Raw genomic sequence first — 18,365 nt, 5'->3', positions numbered from 1 at the left:
GTCATGCGCCTTCGGTGCGGTCAGCGGAAACAGGCGGGCGCGTATCGGCATGAAACACGAACAGTTTGCTGATCCAGTAAGTCAGCACCACGCAGGCCACATCGCAGACAAACTTCACCGCGGCAGGGCTGTTGACGAAATACAGCCCCACGCTGAACAGCGCCGAAGCGAGAGGAATATTGATTGCAAGCAATGAGAAGTAGCGCACCGCTTGAGCCTTGCTGCTGGCGTGGCTCGATTGAAATGTGAAGTGCCGATGCAAGAAGAACGCGAACACACCCGCGACGCCTTTGCCGGCGATGTTGGCCAGGACGGGTTGATCCTTGAACAGCGCCATCAACAGCAAAAAAGTCCCCATGTCCAACCCATAGGCCATGAGCTGGATGGCGCCGTACCTGATAAAGGTCAAGGCTTCCTCCTGATGACCACGATGTGATGCAGCGCCAAGACTCGTTTCAACGGATACAGCAGCTTTTCAACGACCTTGAGCACAGGAATCAGCGCGTCAGGCAACAACTGGCGAAAGTTCAAGCCGCCGGAAATCAGGTAGCGCAGATAATTGCTGCAGATCTCCTGGTGAACGATTTCCAAGCCTGGGTGCTTGCGCTCGAACGCCTGCCTGTCGCGAACGAAGATGATGTAGCTGAGGGCCTGGTTGGCACCGTTCATGGGCCCGGTCGACGGGGTTTCCCAAGACGGGAAGTGCATGTCGAAGCCTTCGGACTTGAACAGGCGCTTATAGAGAAAGGCGGCAAAAGGGCCGTGGAAGGGCTCGATCAGAATGGCGCCGCCGCCGGTCTTGAGTGTTCTTTCCAGCTCTGTGAAGAACCGATCGGGATGAGGAAAGTGGTGAAAACAGTTCTGGCCATAAAAGGCCCGGACCGAGTGATCGTCCAGGCTCATTGCCTCGGCATTGAGCGCCATGTCCAGTCGCTCGGTAGCGACAATGTCCGTAGCCAGTACTTCAGGGTACGAATTACGCATGGGCGCGATGCCCGCCCCCAACTCCACCTCAAGACCCTCGACCTTGAAGTAGCGGTCTGCCAGGCGATGAAACGTGTGGTGGAACTCCACGAAGACTTCTCGAAGCATTCGCTTGCGCTCAAGCACTTTGCCGTGAAGCTCGAGGCGTTCGCTGCCATCGACGTCCAACGTCTTGAGCGAGGGGTCCGATAAAAAATCTCTCAGCGCTTTAATGAGTTTTCTTCCCGCAATGACGTTGCTTTACCACGCCTGGATTGCCGTGGTCGGCTGGGTACGGAGGCGATGTCATAACCGAGGAACGCCATGATCAACTGCAAGCCCATGAGCATGGGCAGCGCGCTGAGCATCACGGTTCCGGCTGGTGTCGCGATGCCATTTTGCGCCGATTCGAACCAGTGGTAACTGCCGAAGAGGATGCCGAACAAGAACATGAGAATCCCGATCGGCAGTTCGATCGAAGCCAGGGACATGTCGCGCAGATAATAGTTGTAGAGCACGCGCTTGGTGAAGTTTCGCAAGTGTTTGAACAGGAATTCACCCACGATTTTCGAGATCTTGAGATGACTGACTTCGTCGCCGTATCGGGCTTCCATCGGAATATCCACCACCACGGCACGCACGGTGTTCAGGCGAAACAGAATGTCGGTCTCGAAAAAGTAGCGTTGGCTGACTTTGTCCAGGGGCAGCAGCCGGGCGACGTCACGGTGAATCGCCGTGTAGCCGTTGGTGGGGTCGAACAGGTCCCAGTAACCCGTCGACAATTTGGCCATCAGCGACAGCACAGCGTTGCCGAACAGGCGAATACGCGGCATCGATTGGACTTCCTCCAGATCGAAAAACCGATTGCCCTTGGTGTAGTCGGCTTCTCCCGCCAGGATCGGTTCGATGAACAGCGGGATCAGGGTTGGGTCCATCTGACCGTCCCCGTCGACTTTGACGATGATGCTCGCCCCCTCGGCGAGGGCTGCTCGATAGCCGGTCATGACCGCGCCGCCGACGCCTTTGTTGACGTCATGGGGCAATACTTTGACCCGGGGGTCGTTACAGGACGCCAGGACATGCCCGCCCGAGCCGTCCGGACAGGCGTCGTCAATGACATAGATGCGCCAGACCTCCGGCCCTATGGCCTCTATGACGTCCACTATATGAGCGGTGACCCGATAGCTGGGGATGACGACGGCGACGCGTTGTTCGTCCGTGAAAAGCGCTGTTTTTGAGTTCATCGATATCGCCCACTATTGCCTGAATGAAAGGGACTTGAACTCCAGGGGAGTGTCGGTATGGCCGGACGCATAAATGATCACGGACGTCGCGTTCGCAGGGGCAACCACGTTCATTTCATGGGTCTCCCATTGCGTGGTGCAGTCAAACGTCTCGATGCTGGTGGTAATGAAGTTGCCTTGCTCATCCATCCAATTGGCCTGGATTCTTCCGGCAGTGGCTGTCGTTGCGCAGCGGGCGGACACGCTGTTGATGTACGTCAGCCCTGGCGTCACTTCGACACGCTGTATCGCCGGTGTCTGGACGTTGACGGTCAGGATCTTGCGCGACGGGTCATAGGTCGAGGGTGATGTCAGGCTCCAGCCCTCGAGGCTGGACAGCTCTGGATTGAGCAGGTGTTCGTAGTGTGTGTCATTGAGCTTGCGCAGTTCCACGTCACCCAGCCTGGCATACGACGTGGACACATTGAGCAGCAGGTCCAGGCGCGCCTGGGGAAGAGACTTGAGGTCGATCACCAGCCAGTTCACCTGGCGCTGGCGCAAGCGCTGGGCAAGCTCCGATGGCGAGGCCGCCGCATCGAATTCGTTTTTCCACTTCAGGTTGTACCACGACGCGTAAAGGGCATCGCCATGCAAACCCGCCATCAAGGGTGACGCAAAGACCGCCACGGGCTGATGCCCGGTATTCAAGGCGTTGACAGTGTCGACCATGTTTCGGATGGGCAGCCGTTCCAATAGATAGGCATCCCGACCGGTCTTGCTCAACAGTGCGGAGGGGTTGATTTCGCCATAATAAGTCGCGGCCTGGATGAAGCGGGTATTGGTCAGGATCAACATGGCACCGGCCAGGATGGCGAGGCTGCGCGGGAAAATCTTCGCGTCGGAAAAGGGCAGGGCCAGGATGACTGAGAACAGCGCGAAGGAGGGGAATACATAACGCAGGTAGGCGGTTGACTGGAACGTCATGAACATCGCGCCGGCGCCGACCAGGAGAATGCACAAGGCTTTTTTGTTGCCGCTCAACAGCACGGCGACGGCAGCGGTGGGTAGCAGCAGCCATTGAAAGCCGGCCGCGCCAACTCGCCCCTCGATGAACTGAGGCGACTTGAAGACCATCCGATAGAGGGTGTCCCAGGTCACCCCGGTACCGAAAGTGGCCGGTGGTTCGAAGTTGATGTTCGGCCAGAGCGGCGAATGGAAAATGGCATTGAAAAACGGGAACACGGGGTTGCCGGTCAAGTACCCGGCTGAGAGGTAAGGGGGCGCGCCCGCCAGTATCAGGCCGACACTGCCCAGCAGGAGCGTCTTGACGATCCCTTGGACGGCCCAGGCCTTGCAGTGCAGCAAGAGGATCACCAGCAGGACCGGCAGGACGCTCAGGGTCACGGCTTTGGTCGCCAGGGCGAAACCCAGCAGGAGGCCGGCCAGGAGCAGTTGCGACAAGCGCTCCCTGGGATCGGGCGTGAAGCTTGAGACTTTCAGGATCGCGAGCGTCCCGGCCATCATGAAGGCGGTCCAGGCCGACTCTATATGCAGGCTGCTGCTCTCAGCGAAGGCGAGGGGTGTCGACAGAAAGATCAGGCTTGCCCAGCGGGCGCTGGTGGCAGAGCCGCCGGCCCAGAGGGTCATGTTGCGGATTTGCCAAGCCAGCAGCAAAGTGAATGCGCTGTTGCTCAGGCGCGAGGCCGTTTCGCCGGCCAGCATATAGACAATGCTATAGATCCAGTCGGCCAGCATGGGCATGACCGCCCATACATAAGTGCCTGCGTCGAACGACCATTGATGCCGCTGAGCCAGGTGTGACGGGACGAAAAGGTGCATGGCCAACGCGTCATGCCCGACCTCCGGCATGAAGGCGACCAGCACGTAAAGGCAGGCGAAGCTGCAGATCAGTACGTCGAGACCCGTCTGGAGGGGTGTTTGCACTGAACGACTGGCCTGGATCTGCCTCAGCAGTTCACCCCCTATCGACGTGACATGCCGGTGGCCCAATATGAGCGGCGTTAACAGCAGCGCGCCATACAGCCAGGGGTAGTTGATCGGCAAGTAGGCCGCCAGGCCTGTCAGCGTGCCGAACGTGCCCGCTCCCACCAGCAGGTGGACGCTCCAGTCGATCGAGGCTTCTTGCCTGAGCATCCACCTGCCGAGCACGATGCAAGACAGCGCGAACAGCGCGACGACAATGACCGGCCAGATCTGGGCGCAGGCAACGGACAGGCATGCCAGTAAACCCAGGCAAAGGATGATCGGTGGTTTACCAGTGAAGACGGTGAGGGCGGCCATGCCTGCCACTGACAGCAGTATCGTCCGGGTGGCGCTGTTCATGGACGCCAGTTCGAGCGTCGAAAAACCGTACACGCCGACCACCGCACTCGCCAGTAAAACCACCAACACCACTGCGTATTTCAGGCTGTATCTGGGCAAAATATCGTCTCGGCTGTTCAGCACCTCAGTGCCATGCAAAGGGGGTGCTTATACGTCTCGGTACGTGTGCGGGACCCAGGAACCCCATTTGCTCTCGTAGATCGCCCGGTTCTTTTCGAAAAGTGCCTGTTTTTTCCTGGCACCCAAAGTATTGAACGAGGCGGACAGATGGTGGTGGACGAAAACATCTTCGGCGCAGGCTGCGCGCATGCCACGACGCTGCACGCGGCGGCAGTAATCGTCGTCCTCGAAGAACCCCAGGCCGTACTCTTCGCACAGGCCACCGACTTGCTCGTAGGTCGAGCGCGGCAACATCACGCAGAAAAACGCCAGGGTGTTGATTTCGAACCACTCGCCCATGCGGGCGCGGGTCATTTGTGCGGCTTCGGCGGGCATGTCTTCTAGCCGGTCATAGCGGGTGCTGACTTTGGCCTCATTGCCGATGTTGTTGGTGATCGGACCGATGATGCCGATTTCCGTGTTGTCCTGCAGGTGGCGGATCAGGCCTTTGATCCAGCCGGCGGTGACGACCGTGTCGTTGTTCAGGATAACCAGATAGTCGCCACTGGCCGCTGCGAGGCCCAGGTTGTTGCCGGCGGCGAAGCCCTTGTTGTCCGGGTTGAGGATGACGATCCGGTCTGGATGTCCCTTGGCCCAGGCGGTGAGGTAGGCCGGGGTCTGGTCGCTGGAATGGTTATCGACGACGATGATTTCAAGGTTCGGGTATTGGCTTTGGGTCAACAGGCTATCGAGGCAGGCCTTGGTCAGTTCGAGGTTGTTATAGGTCAACACCACGACGCTGACTTTAGGCAGGGGTAACGTCGCGATGGCCTCGCGCAGGCTGGCGGCCCGATGCCGCCAGGTCTGGCTCCGGGCGAACGATTGCCGCGCCTTTAGCGTGGCGCTGGTCTCTGGGAGTGCCTCCAATACATCGCGCAGGGTCGAGATGAACTCAGTCGGCTGTTCAATCGCCCAGACCAGTTCGCCGAACTGGCTCAATTCCGGCAGTTTCACCGACACCACCGGTTTTCCCGCGCTCAGGTATTCATAGACTTTGACCGGATTGGTGGCGAGGGTCAGCGGCATGACCTTGAACGGAAGGAGGCAAACGTCCATGGCGTGGAGGTAGTAGGGCAGGGAGGCATAGGGGACTTCGCCTTCCAGGACCACATTCGGGCAGGCCTTGAAGTATTTTTTTGCCTGGACGGTATCGCTGCCGATCAACAGGATCAGGTGCTGCGGGAAGGACTGGGCGACACGCTTGACCAGGTCCAGATCGAACCATTCGGCAATGACGCCGTAGTAGCCGATGATCTTTCTGTTGGAAGGATCCCGGTAGACCTTGTCGGGACGTTGGCTAAAGAAACTGAACTCGCAGGCGTTGCGGATCACCTCTACGTTGCGGTTTTCCCGCTTGCCGTGCCGTTCGATCCAGTCGGAGGTGGCCACCAACAGATCCGCCCTGCGCATCAGGGCGATCTCAAGGTCGAGCATTTCCTGGGCAACGTTGCCGAAGCCTTCGTGATGGTCCATGCAGTCATAGACTAGCGTGGCGTTGGGGACACGCCTCGCCAACGGGAACCAATAGGCGTGCTGGACGATGCAATCCACGGCACCGACGTTCGCCGATTGCAGGAGCATGGCCAGCCCTTGGCATAACTGGCGGATCGCGGCCGCTGACGGCGGGGCATGATAAATGGCCGGTGCGCCACGTACCTTGAAACGGATCTGAAACAGCCGTTTGGAGCCTTCCAAAAGCTCTGCTTCGAAACCGGGGGCATCATCGTCGATAAAGTGGTTCGAGACATAAAAGGTCGTTTGTCCGGCCCGGGCCAACTCCTTGGCCAGGTTCTGTGGGCGCTGGATGCGGAAGTGCCAGTCAATCACGCCGAACATCAGGATCATGGGCCGCCCGTGACTAGACGGCACGGCAAGGTTTACGGGCGGTGGCAGAGGTTGCAGCGGGATGAGGCCAGCGGGTGCCGCTGATTCGCCTGGCGTTGCCTTGCCGGATTTCAACCAGCTTCGAAGCCGACTCGCCAGTTTGCTTTTACGGTGTGCGGAGAGGGGCAGCCAGGCGTAGACCCGGCGCGACAACTTATACAGCTGCTTGCGTATCGAATAACGCAGCGGTGCGCGTTCAATGGCGTTGCCCCAGTCCGAAAGCTTGAACAGCTCAGCCTGCTTCGCCGCCAGTTGGGCGCGCAAATCCACCGCCCAATCGGAAAGCGCGACCGCCTCGCTTTCTTTTGTCTGGAGCAATGTCTCGGCGTCTTTCAGGCGCTGTTCGGCCAACCGCAGTTGCTCGCGCAGCCGCCCGGCCTTGCCTTCTTGAAGTGACAGGCGAGTGCGAAGCGCTTGTGAACCCAGGTTCAATTGTTTGATAAGCCGATCTCGATTCTCGATTTCCTTGACCAGCTGTAAGGCCTCAATGGATCTGGATTGTGTTGAGCGATTCAGTTGGTCAATGCAATCAACAAGACGGTTGATCTGGTCCATGCGGTTTTCTGGTCCTTTGGTCAATACGGCAACGCACACTCGGTCTTTCAGGATCGATGACTGGCTTCAATCACCAGCCAGGCCTCCAGCCGTGCAATGAATCAGCATAGCGGTTGCTGGACGGGGTGCCACGCGACAAACGTCATATGACGTCGGCGAAGCCCTTGCGTGTCCTCTGGAACCAGGCAAACCCGCAACAGGCAATCAGCACGGCGATTGCCGAGTAAACCGCCAGGTGCTCCCATTGCGGCGGCCTGCCCCAGAACATTACATCGCGAACCATTTCCACCGGCAGCGTCAGCGGGTTTGCCTGCAAGACGGCCTGATAGCTCTGTGGAAGCGTCGAGAGGGGATAGAAAATCGGAGAAAGGAACAGCATCGCGGTGATGATAATGCCGATGAACTGGCCGATATCGCGCAGGTACACACTTATCGAGGCGAGAAACCAGGAAATACCCAGCGTCAGCAACACCAACGGTAACAGCACCAGTGGCAGCAGAAGAGCGGTGACCGGTGGGGTACCGAACAGGACGATGTAGAAGACCAGCCAGGCCAGGAGGCTGACAGCCATGTGGAACAGCGCTGCGCCGAGGGACACCAGGGGCAGGGTTTCCAATGGGAATACAATCTTCTTGACGTAGTTGGTGTTAGCCAGCACCAGGCCAGGCGCACGGTTGATGCATTCGGAAAACAGGTTGAATACCAGCAGGCCAGCGAACAGCACCAGGGCGAATTCGCTCTTGGACTCACCGCCGCCAGACCAGCGGGCCTTGAAGACGACACTGAACACGAACGTGTAGACCACCAGCATGAGGGCCGGGGTGAAGAACGACCATAAAATGCCGAGCATGGAGCCTTTATAGCGACCGATGACTTCCCTGCGGATCAACACGTAGATCAAGATTCGATTGACCAGGACACTCTTGATCATGGCGACAGGGGACATGCTGAACGACTGCATCGGTGCTTGATCCTTAAGACAATATCGGATGCTTCTTGAGTGGCATCCTCATGAGGGTAGGCCAAGTGTAGATTCATTCGCAGTTTTTTATCCCATCTGTGCTTAACTCATCCGCAGTGCCCAACGAAGGACTGATCCAGTAACGCCGCAATAATGGCCGCGATTCATGGAAGGGTTTTACCGATGTCGTTTGAAGTGGCCATCAGCGCCGAAAACCTGAGCAAGTGTTATCAGATTTATGATGCGCCCAAGGACCGCCTGTTGCAGATGCTGGTGCGCGGCAGGAAGCGTTTCTATCGCGAGTTCTGGGCCCTGGACGATGTTTCCCTGACCATCGCAAGGGGGGAGACCGTCGGTATCATCGGCCGTAATGGCAGTGGCAAATCCACCCTGTTGCAGCTGATCTGCGGAACGTTGATGCCGACCCGGGGCAGCGTCCAGGGGCATGGCCGGATTGCAGCGTTGCTGGAGCTGGGGTCAGGTTTCAATCCGGAATTCACCGGCCGGGAAAACGTCTATGTGAATGCGGCGGTGCTGGGCTTGAGTCGCTTGGAAATCGACGCTCGCTTCGATGACATCGTCGCCTTTGCCAATATCGGCGATTTTATCGATCAGCCCACCAAAATCTATTCCAGCGGCATGCTGGTACGGCTGGCCTTCGCCGTTTCGGTCTGTGTCGAGCCCGAGATCCTGATCGTCGACGAGGCCCTCTCCGTCGGCGATGCATCCTTTCAGTTCAAATGCCTGAATCGGCTGGAGGAACTGGCGGCCAAGGGCACGACGCTGCTGTTCGTCTCCCATGACATGAGCATGGTCAAGCGCTTTTGCCACCGGGTCATCTACTTGCGCGCGGGCCGGGTCGTTGCCAGTGGCTCACCCGACGAAATGGCCGAACTGCACTTGCTCGACATGCGTGACGAGCAACGTCGCTGGGCCAGTGGCGGGGTCATGCCGGTAACGCGCAAGCCATTCATGGGCGAGCAGGAGGGGATGGCCTTTGGGACCGAAGAGGGGCATATCAGTGCCGCCTGCTTTACCAACACCCAGCAGCTTTGCTCCAGTTACCTGTATGGCGACGACATCGAGATTCGCGTCGAGGCCATGCTGCATGAGTCGATCACTCAACCCAACATCAGCTTCACCATTCAGGAAGCCAGGCTGCTGGTGATTGGTGGCGGTAACTTCGCACTGCAACCGGGGCCCGTCGAAAACGGTTGGCGGCGTACGGCGATTACAGTGCGCTTCCCGGCCAACCTCGCCGAGGGCCGCTATCATGTCACGCTCAAACTGTTGCACGGTGCGACGGAAGACACCTCACAACTGATCGAGAAGCAGGTCGCGCCATTGGCGTTCGACATGCTGCCGAACCACAAGCGTTTCCTGGGCATGGTCGACCTGGGGTTGCAGAGGATCGACCCTCGTCCAGCCGAGTCGCTTGCCAAGGCCTGTGGGACCCAAGGAGAGAAGGTTTTGACGGAACACTTGGACGAGCGCACTTGGCAGGTCGCTATATTCGGTACCTTTGACGTAGAAAACTACGGCGATCTGCTGTTTCCGCTCATTGCCGAGGCGGAGTTGGCCCGGCGCTTGGGTTCAGTCAACCTGCATCGATTTTCCTATCACGCCAAAAAAACACCGCAATGGCCCTATGCGGTGACGTCGCTGACCGAGCTGCCTCATGTGGCGTCCAGCCTGGATGGTGTTTTGATCGGCGGTGGCTTCCTGATCCGCTTCGATAAAGTCGTTGCCCACGGCTATGGTCCGACGACCGCCAGTATCCATCACCCTACCGGTTATTGGCTGACCCCTGCGCTCATCGCGCAGCAGCACGGGGTCCCGGTCATGTGGAATGCCCCCGGGATGCATTGCAACAGTATCCCCGACTGGGCCAGGCCGTTATTGACGATGGCTCTTGAGCAAAGCCAGTACGTGGGAGTACGCGATGCACTGTCACGCGATACTCTCGGCGCGCTCACCCAACAGGCCGAGATCGAAGTGTTGCCCGATACCGCATTTGGCTTGCCCCACCTGATCGACGAGCAGCAGCCCTGCGCCGAGTTCATTCGCCTGCGCGAGCGCGCCGGGTTGATCGGGCCCTACATCGTGATCCATGCCATTCACGTGGTGGAGTCCTTTGTAAAACTGTTCGAAGACCACGCCGAGGCGTTCCAGGGCTATCAGTTTTTGGTGGTGCCGATTGGCCCCGTCCTGGGGGACGATCCGTCGGCCATTGCGGCGCGCCTGCCCCAGGCCATCACCTTGTCGTTCTGGCCGGAACCGTTGCTGATGGCGGAAATTATCAGCCAGGCCCAAGCGGTGATCGGCCACAGCTACCACCTGGCAATCACCGCCCTGGCGTTTGGTGTCCCGGTGTTTTGCTCGGCGGATCTGACGACGGGCAAGTACACGGCACTGGCGAAGTTCGACTCACTCCACGCGTTGCCGGACGTGGCCACGGTCGATCCGCAATGGTTTATCGCCCGTGTCGGCAAGACCCACCCATCGCCCGCGGCGCGTGCGGCGGCGGATCGGTTGGTCGAGCATTGGGATCGGGTCGCGGCGATTATTCGCCAGGGTAAAACGTCTGCCCAGCCGGTGTTGGGGGCCTTTCTACAGCATCTGCCCAACCTGCTCGAAGCCGCCGCCGAGGGCCGCGCCCCCTTGCCGGCTGAATGTCCGGCAAGCCCTGTCGTGCCCGAGCCTGAGCTCATCGAGCCGCTGCACGACCCGGCAGTACAAGCGCTTGCCCAGCAGCAACAGATCGTTCAGCTCAGTCAGCAACTGGCGCTCAGTGACGCCAAGATGCTTGAGTTGCAGAACTCCAATTCCTTCCGAATGACCGCACCACTGCGCTCCATTGCCCGTGGTATCAGAAACCTGACAGCGAACAAGAACAGACAATGCTAGATCTCTCTCGTCTTACGCCAGCGGCTCTAAGGGCTCACCCGTTCTCATGGGCTGAAATCGGCAGCCTGTATTCGGTCGAGGACGCCGCCGCGTTGGCGGCCTCCTTTCCTCATGACCACTTCAAGACGGTGAGTGGTTATGGCGGTGAGAAGAACTATGACTATGAGGCCCGTGCCCTGGTGGGCATGGGCTCCAACACCATCGCTTTCCCTGAAGAACTGAGCGAGGCGTGGTTGAGGCTGGCCCGGGATCTTGGCTCGGCGGGCTATCGAGAGGCCATGTCGGAGCTGACCGGGATCGACCTGCGTGCCGTACCGATGGAGGTCAACGTCTTTCATTACGGTCCCGGCGCCAGCCTGGGGGCCCATCCGGACCTGCCCGATAAACTGGTCACCCATATCCTGTATTTCAATGAGTCCTGGGACCGCAATGACGGCGGGTGCCTGAATATCCTGCACAGCAATGACCCCAAGGCCGTGGCGGCCGAGATCGAGCCCCTGGTGGGCAACTCGGCGATCCTGGTGCGCTCGGATCATTCCTGGCATGCCGTCACCCCGGTGGTGAGTGGCTGCCATTCTTCCCGCCGCAGCCTGACGGCAACGTTCTACCGACCGGGCTCCCAGAGTTCCATGTGGCCGCCGGGCGACCGCACCCCACTGCATGGATACCCACGTGCTTAAGCTCGACAGCACCTTGATCGACCGCGACGCCGCCCTGGCTCAAAGAGACGCAGCCATCCATGAGCGCGATATCGCCTTGGCAAAAGTCGACTTCCTGCAAAATACCCGTTCGTGGCGTTTTACCCGACCCTTGCGCTCGCTTTTTCGGTGGATGCGTTATGGTTTTAGCGCAACGCAGGAATTTCCCGAGACAGCCGCTGCGATCGTCTACCCGACCGCACCGGAGCCGTTGCCGAACCCTGAGGTGGAACCGGACTTCACCACCAAAGGGCACCTGGATATCCTCTGCTTTGCCAACATTGAGTGGGCTGCACGATTCCAGCGACCGCAGCAGTTGATGAGCCAGTTCGCGAGCAATGGTTATCGGGTGTTTTACATCGTCCCCTCCAGTGTGCCGGAGCAGGGACAGCCCTATCGATTGACGTCGGTGGCGCCCAACATTTTTGAAGTGGCGCTGCAACGTGATGTGCAAGAGGCGTATTACGAAAAAACAGTGACGCCTGAGAACCATCAGGCTTTGCTGCTCGCCATGACTGCGCTGGTCGCCGATATGCAGATAAGAACCGCCCTCTCGGTGGTACATATCGCCTATTGGAGCCCCGTGGCCCGCAGCCTGCGAGCCATGCATGGCTGGCGCATTCAGTATGACTGCATGGATGACTGGGATGGTTTTCCGAACATCGGTGAGCAACTGCTGAGCGAGGAACAGAGCCTGATTGCCCAGGCGGATCTGGTAACCGTTTCCGCCGCGTTGCTTTACCAGAAGTGGAGCGCCCACAACCCGTGCTGTGTACTGGTCCGAAACGCAGTGGATTTCGCCTTTTTCCGGCAGCACTGTTTCACCAATGATGTGCTCAGCGGGCTTGTCGGCCCGGTGATTGGTTACTACGGTGCCCTGGCGCAATGGCTCGACTATCCGTTACTGGCAGCGCTGGCGGACAGGCGGCCAGAGTGGAACTTCATCCTGGTGGGGGATATTTTCGTCGACGATCTGGCGGGCCTTGAGCACAAGCCCAATGTGCAGTTGCTGGGCAGGAAGCCTTATTCGCAAATGCCGCTTTACCTGGAGCATTTCGATGCCTGCCTGATTCCCTTCAGGCTCTACAACGTGACTCATGCGGTCGATCCGGTGAAGTTCTACGAGTACATCAGTGCAGGCAAGCCGGTGATCTCCACCCCACTGACGGAGATGAGCATCTATAAAGACTTGCTGTACTTCGCAACCGGGGTCGATGAGTTCATCGAGCAGATCGAGCGTGCCTTGGCCGAGAGCGACCTGGCCCTGTACAAACGACGCGTAGAACTGGCCCGGGCCAATGACTGGAAAGATCGATTCAATAGCATGCAACTGGCGATCGTCGGGCTGTACGAAAAAGTCTCCATCGTGCTTGTGACGTACAACAATCTCAATCTGACCGTTCAATGTGTAAACAGCATTCTGCGCAATACCGCCTGGCCCAATTACCAGCTCATTGTCGTCGACAATGGTTCGCAGGATGGTACGGGTGATTATCTTGAGCGCCTGCGCCAAGAGGTACCGACCGCGAAGGTCATTCTCAACCCGGACAACCGAGGCTTCGCTGCGGCCAATAATCAGGGCTTGCGAGAAGCCGACGGTGACATCCTGCTGTTGCTCAATAACGACACGGTAGTGCCTGACGGCTGGCTGGAACCGCTGGTCAGGCATTTGAGGGACCCGAGTGTCGGCCTGGTCGGACCGGTCACGAATGCGGTAGGAAACGAAGCGAAAGTCGAAGTTTCCTACACCGACATTCAACAGATACAAGATTTTGCAGACCGTTACACCGAAGCCCACAAGGGACGGTCGTTCGATATCTCGATGCTCGCCATGTTTTGCATCGCCTTCCGCCGTGGGATCCTCGAAGAGGTGGGGTATCTGGATGAAGCATTCGGTATCGGGATGTTCGAAGACGACGACTACAGCCGTCGCGTGCAGGCGGCCGGTTACCGGACGGTCTGTGCCGAAGATGCGTTTATCCATCACTACGGGCAGGCATCGTTCAGGAAGCTGATCGCCAGCGGTGAGTACCAGGCCCTCTGGGACAAGAACCAGGCGTACTTCGAAAGCAAATGGGGGGCTTGGCAAGCCCATGTTCATCGCGCCGAGCCTGGTATCGAGACGCAGGAGAAGGGCTAGGTCGCGTTGGTCGTGAGGCTGTTTACAGTCGACATGAGTGGGAGCGAGCTTGCTCGCGATGACGTCGGCACAGGCAACATCACCGCAAACTGAACCACCGCTATCGCGAGCAAGCTCCCACACTCAATCTTCAGTAGACCCAAAATTCGCCTGAGGCTATTTCAGCGCCCGGGCAAGTCTTCGCCCATCAGGTGAAACGCCCTGGGCGCAAAGCCAAGCCGGTCACTGGCGTCGGAATGGTCGAATACCAGGTCCTGGTTCATGCGCGCCACCAACGCGCCAGAAAGATGTCGGTAGCGTGGCAGGCAGCGCATGATCGAAACGACCTGGGTTAACGCCTTGGCGGGGAGGGGCAGTGTTCGTTCGGGGCATCCCAGGGCCTGGAATATTCGTCTCACCATGGTGTGATAAGGCAACACTTCCCCTCCCGAGAGGTTATAGCCGCCACTGGGCAGGCCAGGAGTACTCAGGGCCGACAGGCACGCCTGGATCACGTCGTCAGCATGCACCGGCTGGCGCAGTCCGGTTGCGCCGTCGATGAGCGGAAAAAAACCGAAGCGTTGGATGAAACGGGCAATTTGCGAGATGTTCTTGTCGCGGCCAAAGCCATAGATCATGGTCGGTCGCAGGATCACCCATTCGATTTGCCGTTCGATCGCCCACTGCTCGAGCTGTTCTTCTGCGCGTACCAAGCGTTGCGCCAACGCCCTTTCCCGAGCGTCGGGCGATGCTTGTTTGGCAAAGCGGCTTGTGGAGGACAGCGCGACAACGCGTTTGACGTGGGCGCTGGCAAGGCGCTCCAGATAATCGGGTAATACCCAGATGGGGGCAAATGACAGGAAGGTATCCAGCGTCAGTCCGTGCCAGTTGTCAGCGTTTCTCCACGTCACATCGGGGCAGGACACCTTGGGCGGCAGACTTCGAGTGAAAGCACTCGTTGGGTGACCGGTTTGTGCCAGCAATGGCAGGGCGCGCTCGCCCAGGAGGCTGGAGCCGCCCAATATTCCTATTCGCAACTGAGGCCTCTTATCAGGGGTTCCATGCATTTTTAAGCCGGGTAGTCGCGTGGCGAAGGATCATCAGACTGAACCGAAACCAGACCGCGATCACCACGCTGACCCATAGGGCCGCAGGGTATTTGCGGCGGAAAAACTTGCGATAGAAACGCAGGATCCCCAAGTGTTTGTGCCATTCGACGAAATAGGGACGATGACGGCTGCAGCCACCGAATACATGCGTCACCTGGGCATCCGGCACGAACAGAACGCTCCAGCCGGCCTGATGGAAGCGCATGCACCAGTCCAGGTCCTCGCAATGAAGGAAATAGTCTTCGTCCCACAACCCGACGCTCTCGATCGCTTCGCGCTTGACCAGCGTGCAAGCCCCGGAGATGGCTTCAACGACAATGGGGGCGCTGGGGAGCGGTTCCTTGTGCAGTAAAAAGTCGGAAAACACCGATGGAAAAAATACTGAGAGCCGTGAAAGTCCGAAAGCCCGCATGAAGGCGCGTCTGGGCGTCGGAAACACCCGGCGTCCCCCGGCTTGCTCGCTACCGTCCGGATTGCACAGGAACCCTCCGACCATGCCGATCTCTGGTGAACTGCGTAGCGCCAGCAGCAAGCGGTCCATGGCATCGACGGCCAGCACGCTGTCCGGGTTCAAGAAAAATAAATTGGCGGCCGTGGACAGGCGGGCACCTTGGTTGCACGCCACGGCGAAGCCGAGGTTGGCGGTGTTGCGTACGATTTGAAGCGAGTCGCCGGCAGCGTGGGTTCGTTCCAACAGCATCAGGCTATCGTCGTGAGAGTCGTTATCCACCACGATCACCCGGGAAGCGCCGGCGGTAAACACCGACCCTACACACGCCACCAAAAGCTCACCAGCGTTGTAATTGACAATGATCACATCACACTCGCCACGTAGAGATGATGTGCTCCATTCATCAATAGCGGGCAGTTCCATTGCTTCCAACTTAATCACTCCATTGCTCAAACCTGGATACGCATGGGATCGCAACTACTCAGGTTGGTATTCAAGATAGCAGGTCCACGGCCTTCGACCAGTTCCGACCAGCATGGTCAGAATGTCTGCCCCAAGGAAAATTGAAACACCTGCGTATCGGCGTTATCCGGGGTTCGGACCGGAAAGGCCACGTTGGCACTCAATGGACCCAGCGGGCTATACCAGGTCACCCCGACGCCTACCGAACTGGCCATCTGGCTGAGGTCGAGCCCGTCGCATCCCTGGGTGGTGCTCAGGTAGCACTTGTCGGAGTAGACGCTGCCGACGTCCCAGAACACTGAGGTGCGCAGGGATTTGTTGTCTTTGATAAAAGGCAGCGGGAACAGGTATTCCACGCCGCCGGTGATGAGTATGTTGCCGCCCAGCGACTCGGTGTCCCGGTCGGAGTAGTACGCTTGGCCGGCGCTGGCATAGGTGCCGGTGGCCGGAGTGTTGCGCGGGCCGAGGGTGCCGCTCTCAAAGCCGCGCACCGAGCCTTCGCCACCGGCGGTGTAGTTTTCATAGAACGGCAGGCCGTCTGTCGAGCCGTAGCTGTTGCCGTAGCCGAGTTTGGTGTGCAAGCGCAGCGAAGTAGCGTCGCTGACCGGCAGGAAGGCCTGCCCGGTGTAGTCGATCTTGTAGAAGCTCAGGTCGCTGCCGGGCACGGTCACCATCAGGTTCAGGTTTTGCGAATGTCCGCGGGTGGCCAGCACGCCTTTGTTCAGTGTCGACTCCGACCAGCCGAGGTTGGCCTTGAAGTTGGTGAAGTCCTTGCCTTCACGCTCGATGAAGTCGTAGATCTCATCGGCGCTGTAGGTGCCTGGTTCGATGCTGTCATGTTGCACCGTCAAGCCGAAATTCAGCCGTGAGGTTTCATTGATCGGATAGCCGAGGGTGGTGCCGGCGCCGTAGCTATTGATGGAATAGTACGAATAGTCGTCATCGTAGTATTCGTTGTAGTCGGTGGCGTTGTAGAACACGTTGTAGCCCAGGCTCACTCCGTCCGGCGTGAAGTAGGGGTCGGTAAAACCGATGTTGTACTTGCTTTGGTAGGAGGAGCGGGTCAAGCCCAGGCTGGCGTAGTTGCCGGTGCCGAGAAAATTGTTCTGGGTGATCGAGCCACCGAGGATCAGGCCGGCACTTTGCGAGAAGCCGACACTGGCGCTGATCGAGCCGGAAGCCTGCTCTTCGACGCTGTAGTTCACATCGACCTGGTCATCGACGCCCGGTACGGCCGGGGTCTCGACGTTGACTTCCTTGAAGAAGCCCAGGCGCTCGAGGCGGGTCTTGGACTGGTCGATCAGGTAGGTCGAAGCCCAGCCACCTTCCATCTGGCGCATTTCACGGCGCAGCACTTCGTCCTCGGACTTGGTGTTGCCACGGAAGTTGATGCGGTTGACGTAGGCACGCTTGCCCGGGTCCACGGCGAAGGTGATGTCGACGGTATGGTCTTCATCGTGGGGCTGTGGCACGCCGTTGACGTTGGCGAAGGTGTAGCCCTCGTTGCCCAGGCGGCGGGTGATCAGCTCGGACGTGGTGGTCATCAGCTTGCGCGAGAACACCTGGCCCTTCTGCACCAGCAACAGCGACTTGACCTGGTCTTCGGGGACCTTCAGGTCACCGCTGAGTTTGACGTCACGAACGGTGTATTTCTCGCCTTCGTTGACGTTGACGGTGATGTAGACGTGCTTCTTGTCCGGGGTGATGGACACCTGGGTCGAAGCGATGTCCATGTTGATGTAGCCACGGTCCAGGTAGTAGGAACGCAGGCGCTCCAAGTCACCGGAGAGTTTTTCACGGGCGTACTTGTCGTCGTTCTTGAAGAACGACAGCCAGTTGGTGGTCTTGAGTTCGAACAGGTCGATCAGGTCTTCATCCGGGAAAACCGTGTTGCCCACCACGTTGATGTGCTGGATAGCCGCCACGGTGCCTTCGTTGATGTTGACCTTCAGGCCGACGCGGTTGCGCGGCTGCGGCACCACTTCGGTGTCGACAGTGGCCGAGTAGCGGCCCTGGGCAACGTACTGGCGTTGCAGCTCGTTACGCACACCTTCGAGGGTGGCGCGCTGGAAGATCTCGCCTTCGGCCAGGCCGGACTGCTTGAGGCCCTTCATCAGGTCTTCAGTGGAGATCGCCTTGTTGCCTTCGATCTCGATACTGGCAATGGACGGTCGCTCGACAACGGTGATGATCAATACGTCACCGTCGTGTCCCAGTTGGATATCCTGGAAAAAGCCGGTCTTGAACAGCGCGCGCGTGGACTCCACCAGGCGCCGCTCATCGGCGTTATCACCGACGTTCAACGGCAAGGCCCCGAACACACTGCCTGCGGAAACGCGCTGGAGGCCGTTGATGCGAATATCGGAAATCTTGAACCCTTGGGCGTGAGCCAGTGTGACATTGAGCAGCAGTGCAGCCGAGCAGAGCAGGCGCGAAAAATTCATCAAGATCTTATCCAGGACACATCGACAAGTGGTGTAGGTGGAGGCGGATATCTCACCGCAAGACGAGTCACCGCGGGAGCGAGCGGG

Annotated in this window: 12 protein-coding genes and 1 pseudogene; 4 read left to right on the top strand and 9 right to left on the bottom strand. The window is 58.8% G+C overall.

All coding sequences use genetic code 11. The annotated features are described in order from the left end of the window. Position 1: 1 nt before the first annotated feature. From PBDP_RS19305 to PBDP_RS19280, 6 genes are all read right to left on the bottom strand, one after another. Positions 2 to 409 carry a GtrA family protein gene (locus PBDP_RS19305; RefSeq protein ID WP_109754721.1) on the bottom strand — a complete coding sequence of 136 codons (408 nt, stop codon included), beginning with the start codon at positions 407 to 409 and terminating at the stop codon, positions 2 to 4. Next, positions 406 to 1,092 carry a class I SAM-dependent methyltransferase gene (locus PBDP_RS19300; RefSeq protein ID WP_249411809.1) on the bottom strand — a complete coding sequence of 229 codons (687 nt, stop codon included), beginning with the start codon at positions 1,090 to 1,092 and terminating at the stop codon, positions 406 to 408. The genes PBDP_RS19305 and PBDP_RS19300 overlap by 4 nt, the downstream gene beginning before the upstream one ends. Before the next feature lie 92 nt (positions 1,093 to 1,184). Continuing rightward, the gene (locus tag PBDP_RS19295) at positions 1,185 to 2,207 is read right to left on the bottom strand and encodes a glycosyltransferase family 2 protein (RefSeq protein WP_116832909.1); all 1,023 of its coding nucleotides are present in this window, start codon (positions 2,205 to 2,207) and stop codon (positions 1,185 to 1,187) included. Between the two features lie 12 nt (positions 2,208 to 2,219). Next, positions 2,220 to 4,628, bottom strand: coding sequence for a phospholipid carrier-dependent glycosyltransferase (locus tag PBDP_RS19290; protein ID WP_249411808.1), 2,409 nt, complete (start codon positions 4,626 to 4,628; stop codon positions 2,220 to 2,222). Positions 4,629 to 4,676: 48 nt separating this feature from the next. Further along, the gene (locus tag PBDP_RS19285; RefSeq protein ID WP_212801173.1) at positions 4,677 to 7,127 is read right to left on the bottom strand and encodes a glycosyltransferase; all 2,451 of its coding nucleotides are present in this window, start codon (positions 7,125 to 7,127) and stop codon (positions 4,677 to 4,679) included. 142 nt (positions 7,128 to 7,269) lie between these two features. Next, complete coding sequence (locus PBDP_RS19280) at positions 7,270 to 8,088, bottom strand: ABC transporter permease (RefSeq protein ID WP_212801172.1); 819 nt, start codon at positions 8,086 to 8,088, stop codon at positions 7,270 to 7,272. Positions 8,089 to 8,271: 183 nt separating this feature from the next. Here PBDP_RS19280 and PBDP_RS29980 point away from each other — a divergent pair. The 4 genes and pseudogenes from PBDP_RS29980 to PBDP_RS19265 all read left to right on the top strand — a co-directional run. Further along, positions 8,272 to 9,495, top strand: a pseudogene (locus tag PBDP_RS29980) (ABC transporter ATP-binding protein); the annotation flags it as partial. Then, complete coding sequence (locus PBDP_RS29975; RefSeq protein ID WP_249411870.1) at positions 9,475 to 10,995, top strand: polysaccharide pyruvyl transferase family protein; 1,521 nt, start codon at positions 9,475 to 9,477, stop codon at positions 10,993 to 10,995. The pseudogene PBDP_RS29980 and the gene PBDP_RS29975, both read left to right, overlap by 21 nt. Then, a complete protein-coding gene (locus tag PBDP_RS19270) occupies positions 10,989 to 11,675 on the top strand; it encodes a 2OG-Fe(II) oxygenase (protein ID WP_212801170.1) in 687 nt (228 codons plus the stop codon). Before PBDP_RS29975 ends, PBDP_RS19270 begins: the two co-directional genes overlap by 7 nt. Then, positions 11,668 to 13,833 carry a glycosyltransferase gene (locus PBDP_RS19265; RefSeq protein ID WP_212801169.1) on the top strand — a complete coding sequence of 722 codons (2,166 nt, stop codon included), beginning with the start codon at positions 11,668 to 11,670 and terminating at the stop codon, positions 13,831 to 13,833. Before PBDP_RS19270 ends, PBDP_RS19265 begins: the two co-directional genes overlap by 8 nt. Positions 13,834 to 13,994: 161 nt before the next feature. On the opposite strand, the gene PBDP_RS19260 is transcribed toward PBDP_RS19265, so the two are convergent. The 3 genes from PBDP_RS19260 to bamA all read right to left on the bottom strand — a co-directional run bounded on the left by PBDP_RS19260 (position 13,995) and on the right by bamA (position 18,278). Beyond that, complete coding sequence (locus PBDP_RS19260; RefSeq protein ID WP_212801168.1) at positions 13,995 to 14,723, bottom strand: NAD-dependent epimerase/dehydratase family protein; 729 nt, start codon at positions 14,721 to 14,723, stop codon at positions 13,995 to 13,997. Between the two features lie 139 nt (positions 14,724 to 14,862). Beyond that, the gene (locus PBDP_RS19255) at positions 14,863 to 15,795 is read right to left on the bottom strand and encodes a glycosyltransferase family 2 protein (protein ID WP_249411869.1); all 933 of its coding nucleotides are present in this window, start codon (positions 15,793 to 15,795) and stop codon (positions 14,863 to 14,865) included. Positions 15,796 to 15,911: 116 nt separating this feature from the next. Then, positions 15,912 to 18,278: an outer membrane protein assembly factor BamA gene (bamA, locus tag PBDP_RS19250; protein WP_163857865.1), complete on the bottom strand. Its 2,367-nt coding sequence runs from the start codon at positions 18,276 to 18,278 to the stop codon at positions 15,912 to 15,914. Positions 18,279 to 18,365: the final 87 nt, after the last annotated feature.

This window comes from Pseudomonas sp. St290, assembly GCF_018325805.1.
GTDB lineage: Bacteria > Pseudomonadota > Gammaproteobacteria > Pseudomonadales > Pseudomonadaceae > Aquipseudomonas > Aquipseudomonas bijieensis.
The sequence above is the reverse complement of the archived record's forward strand: the minus strand, read 5'-3'. Positions and strand labels throughout refer to the sequence as shown.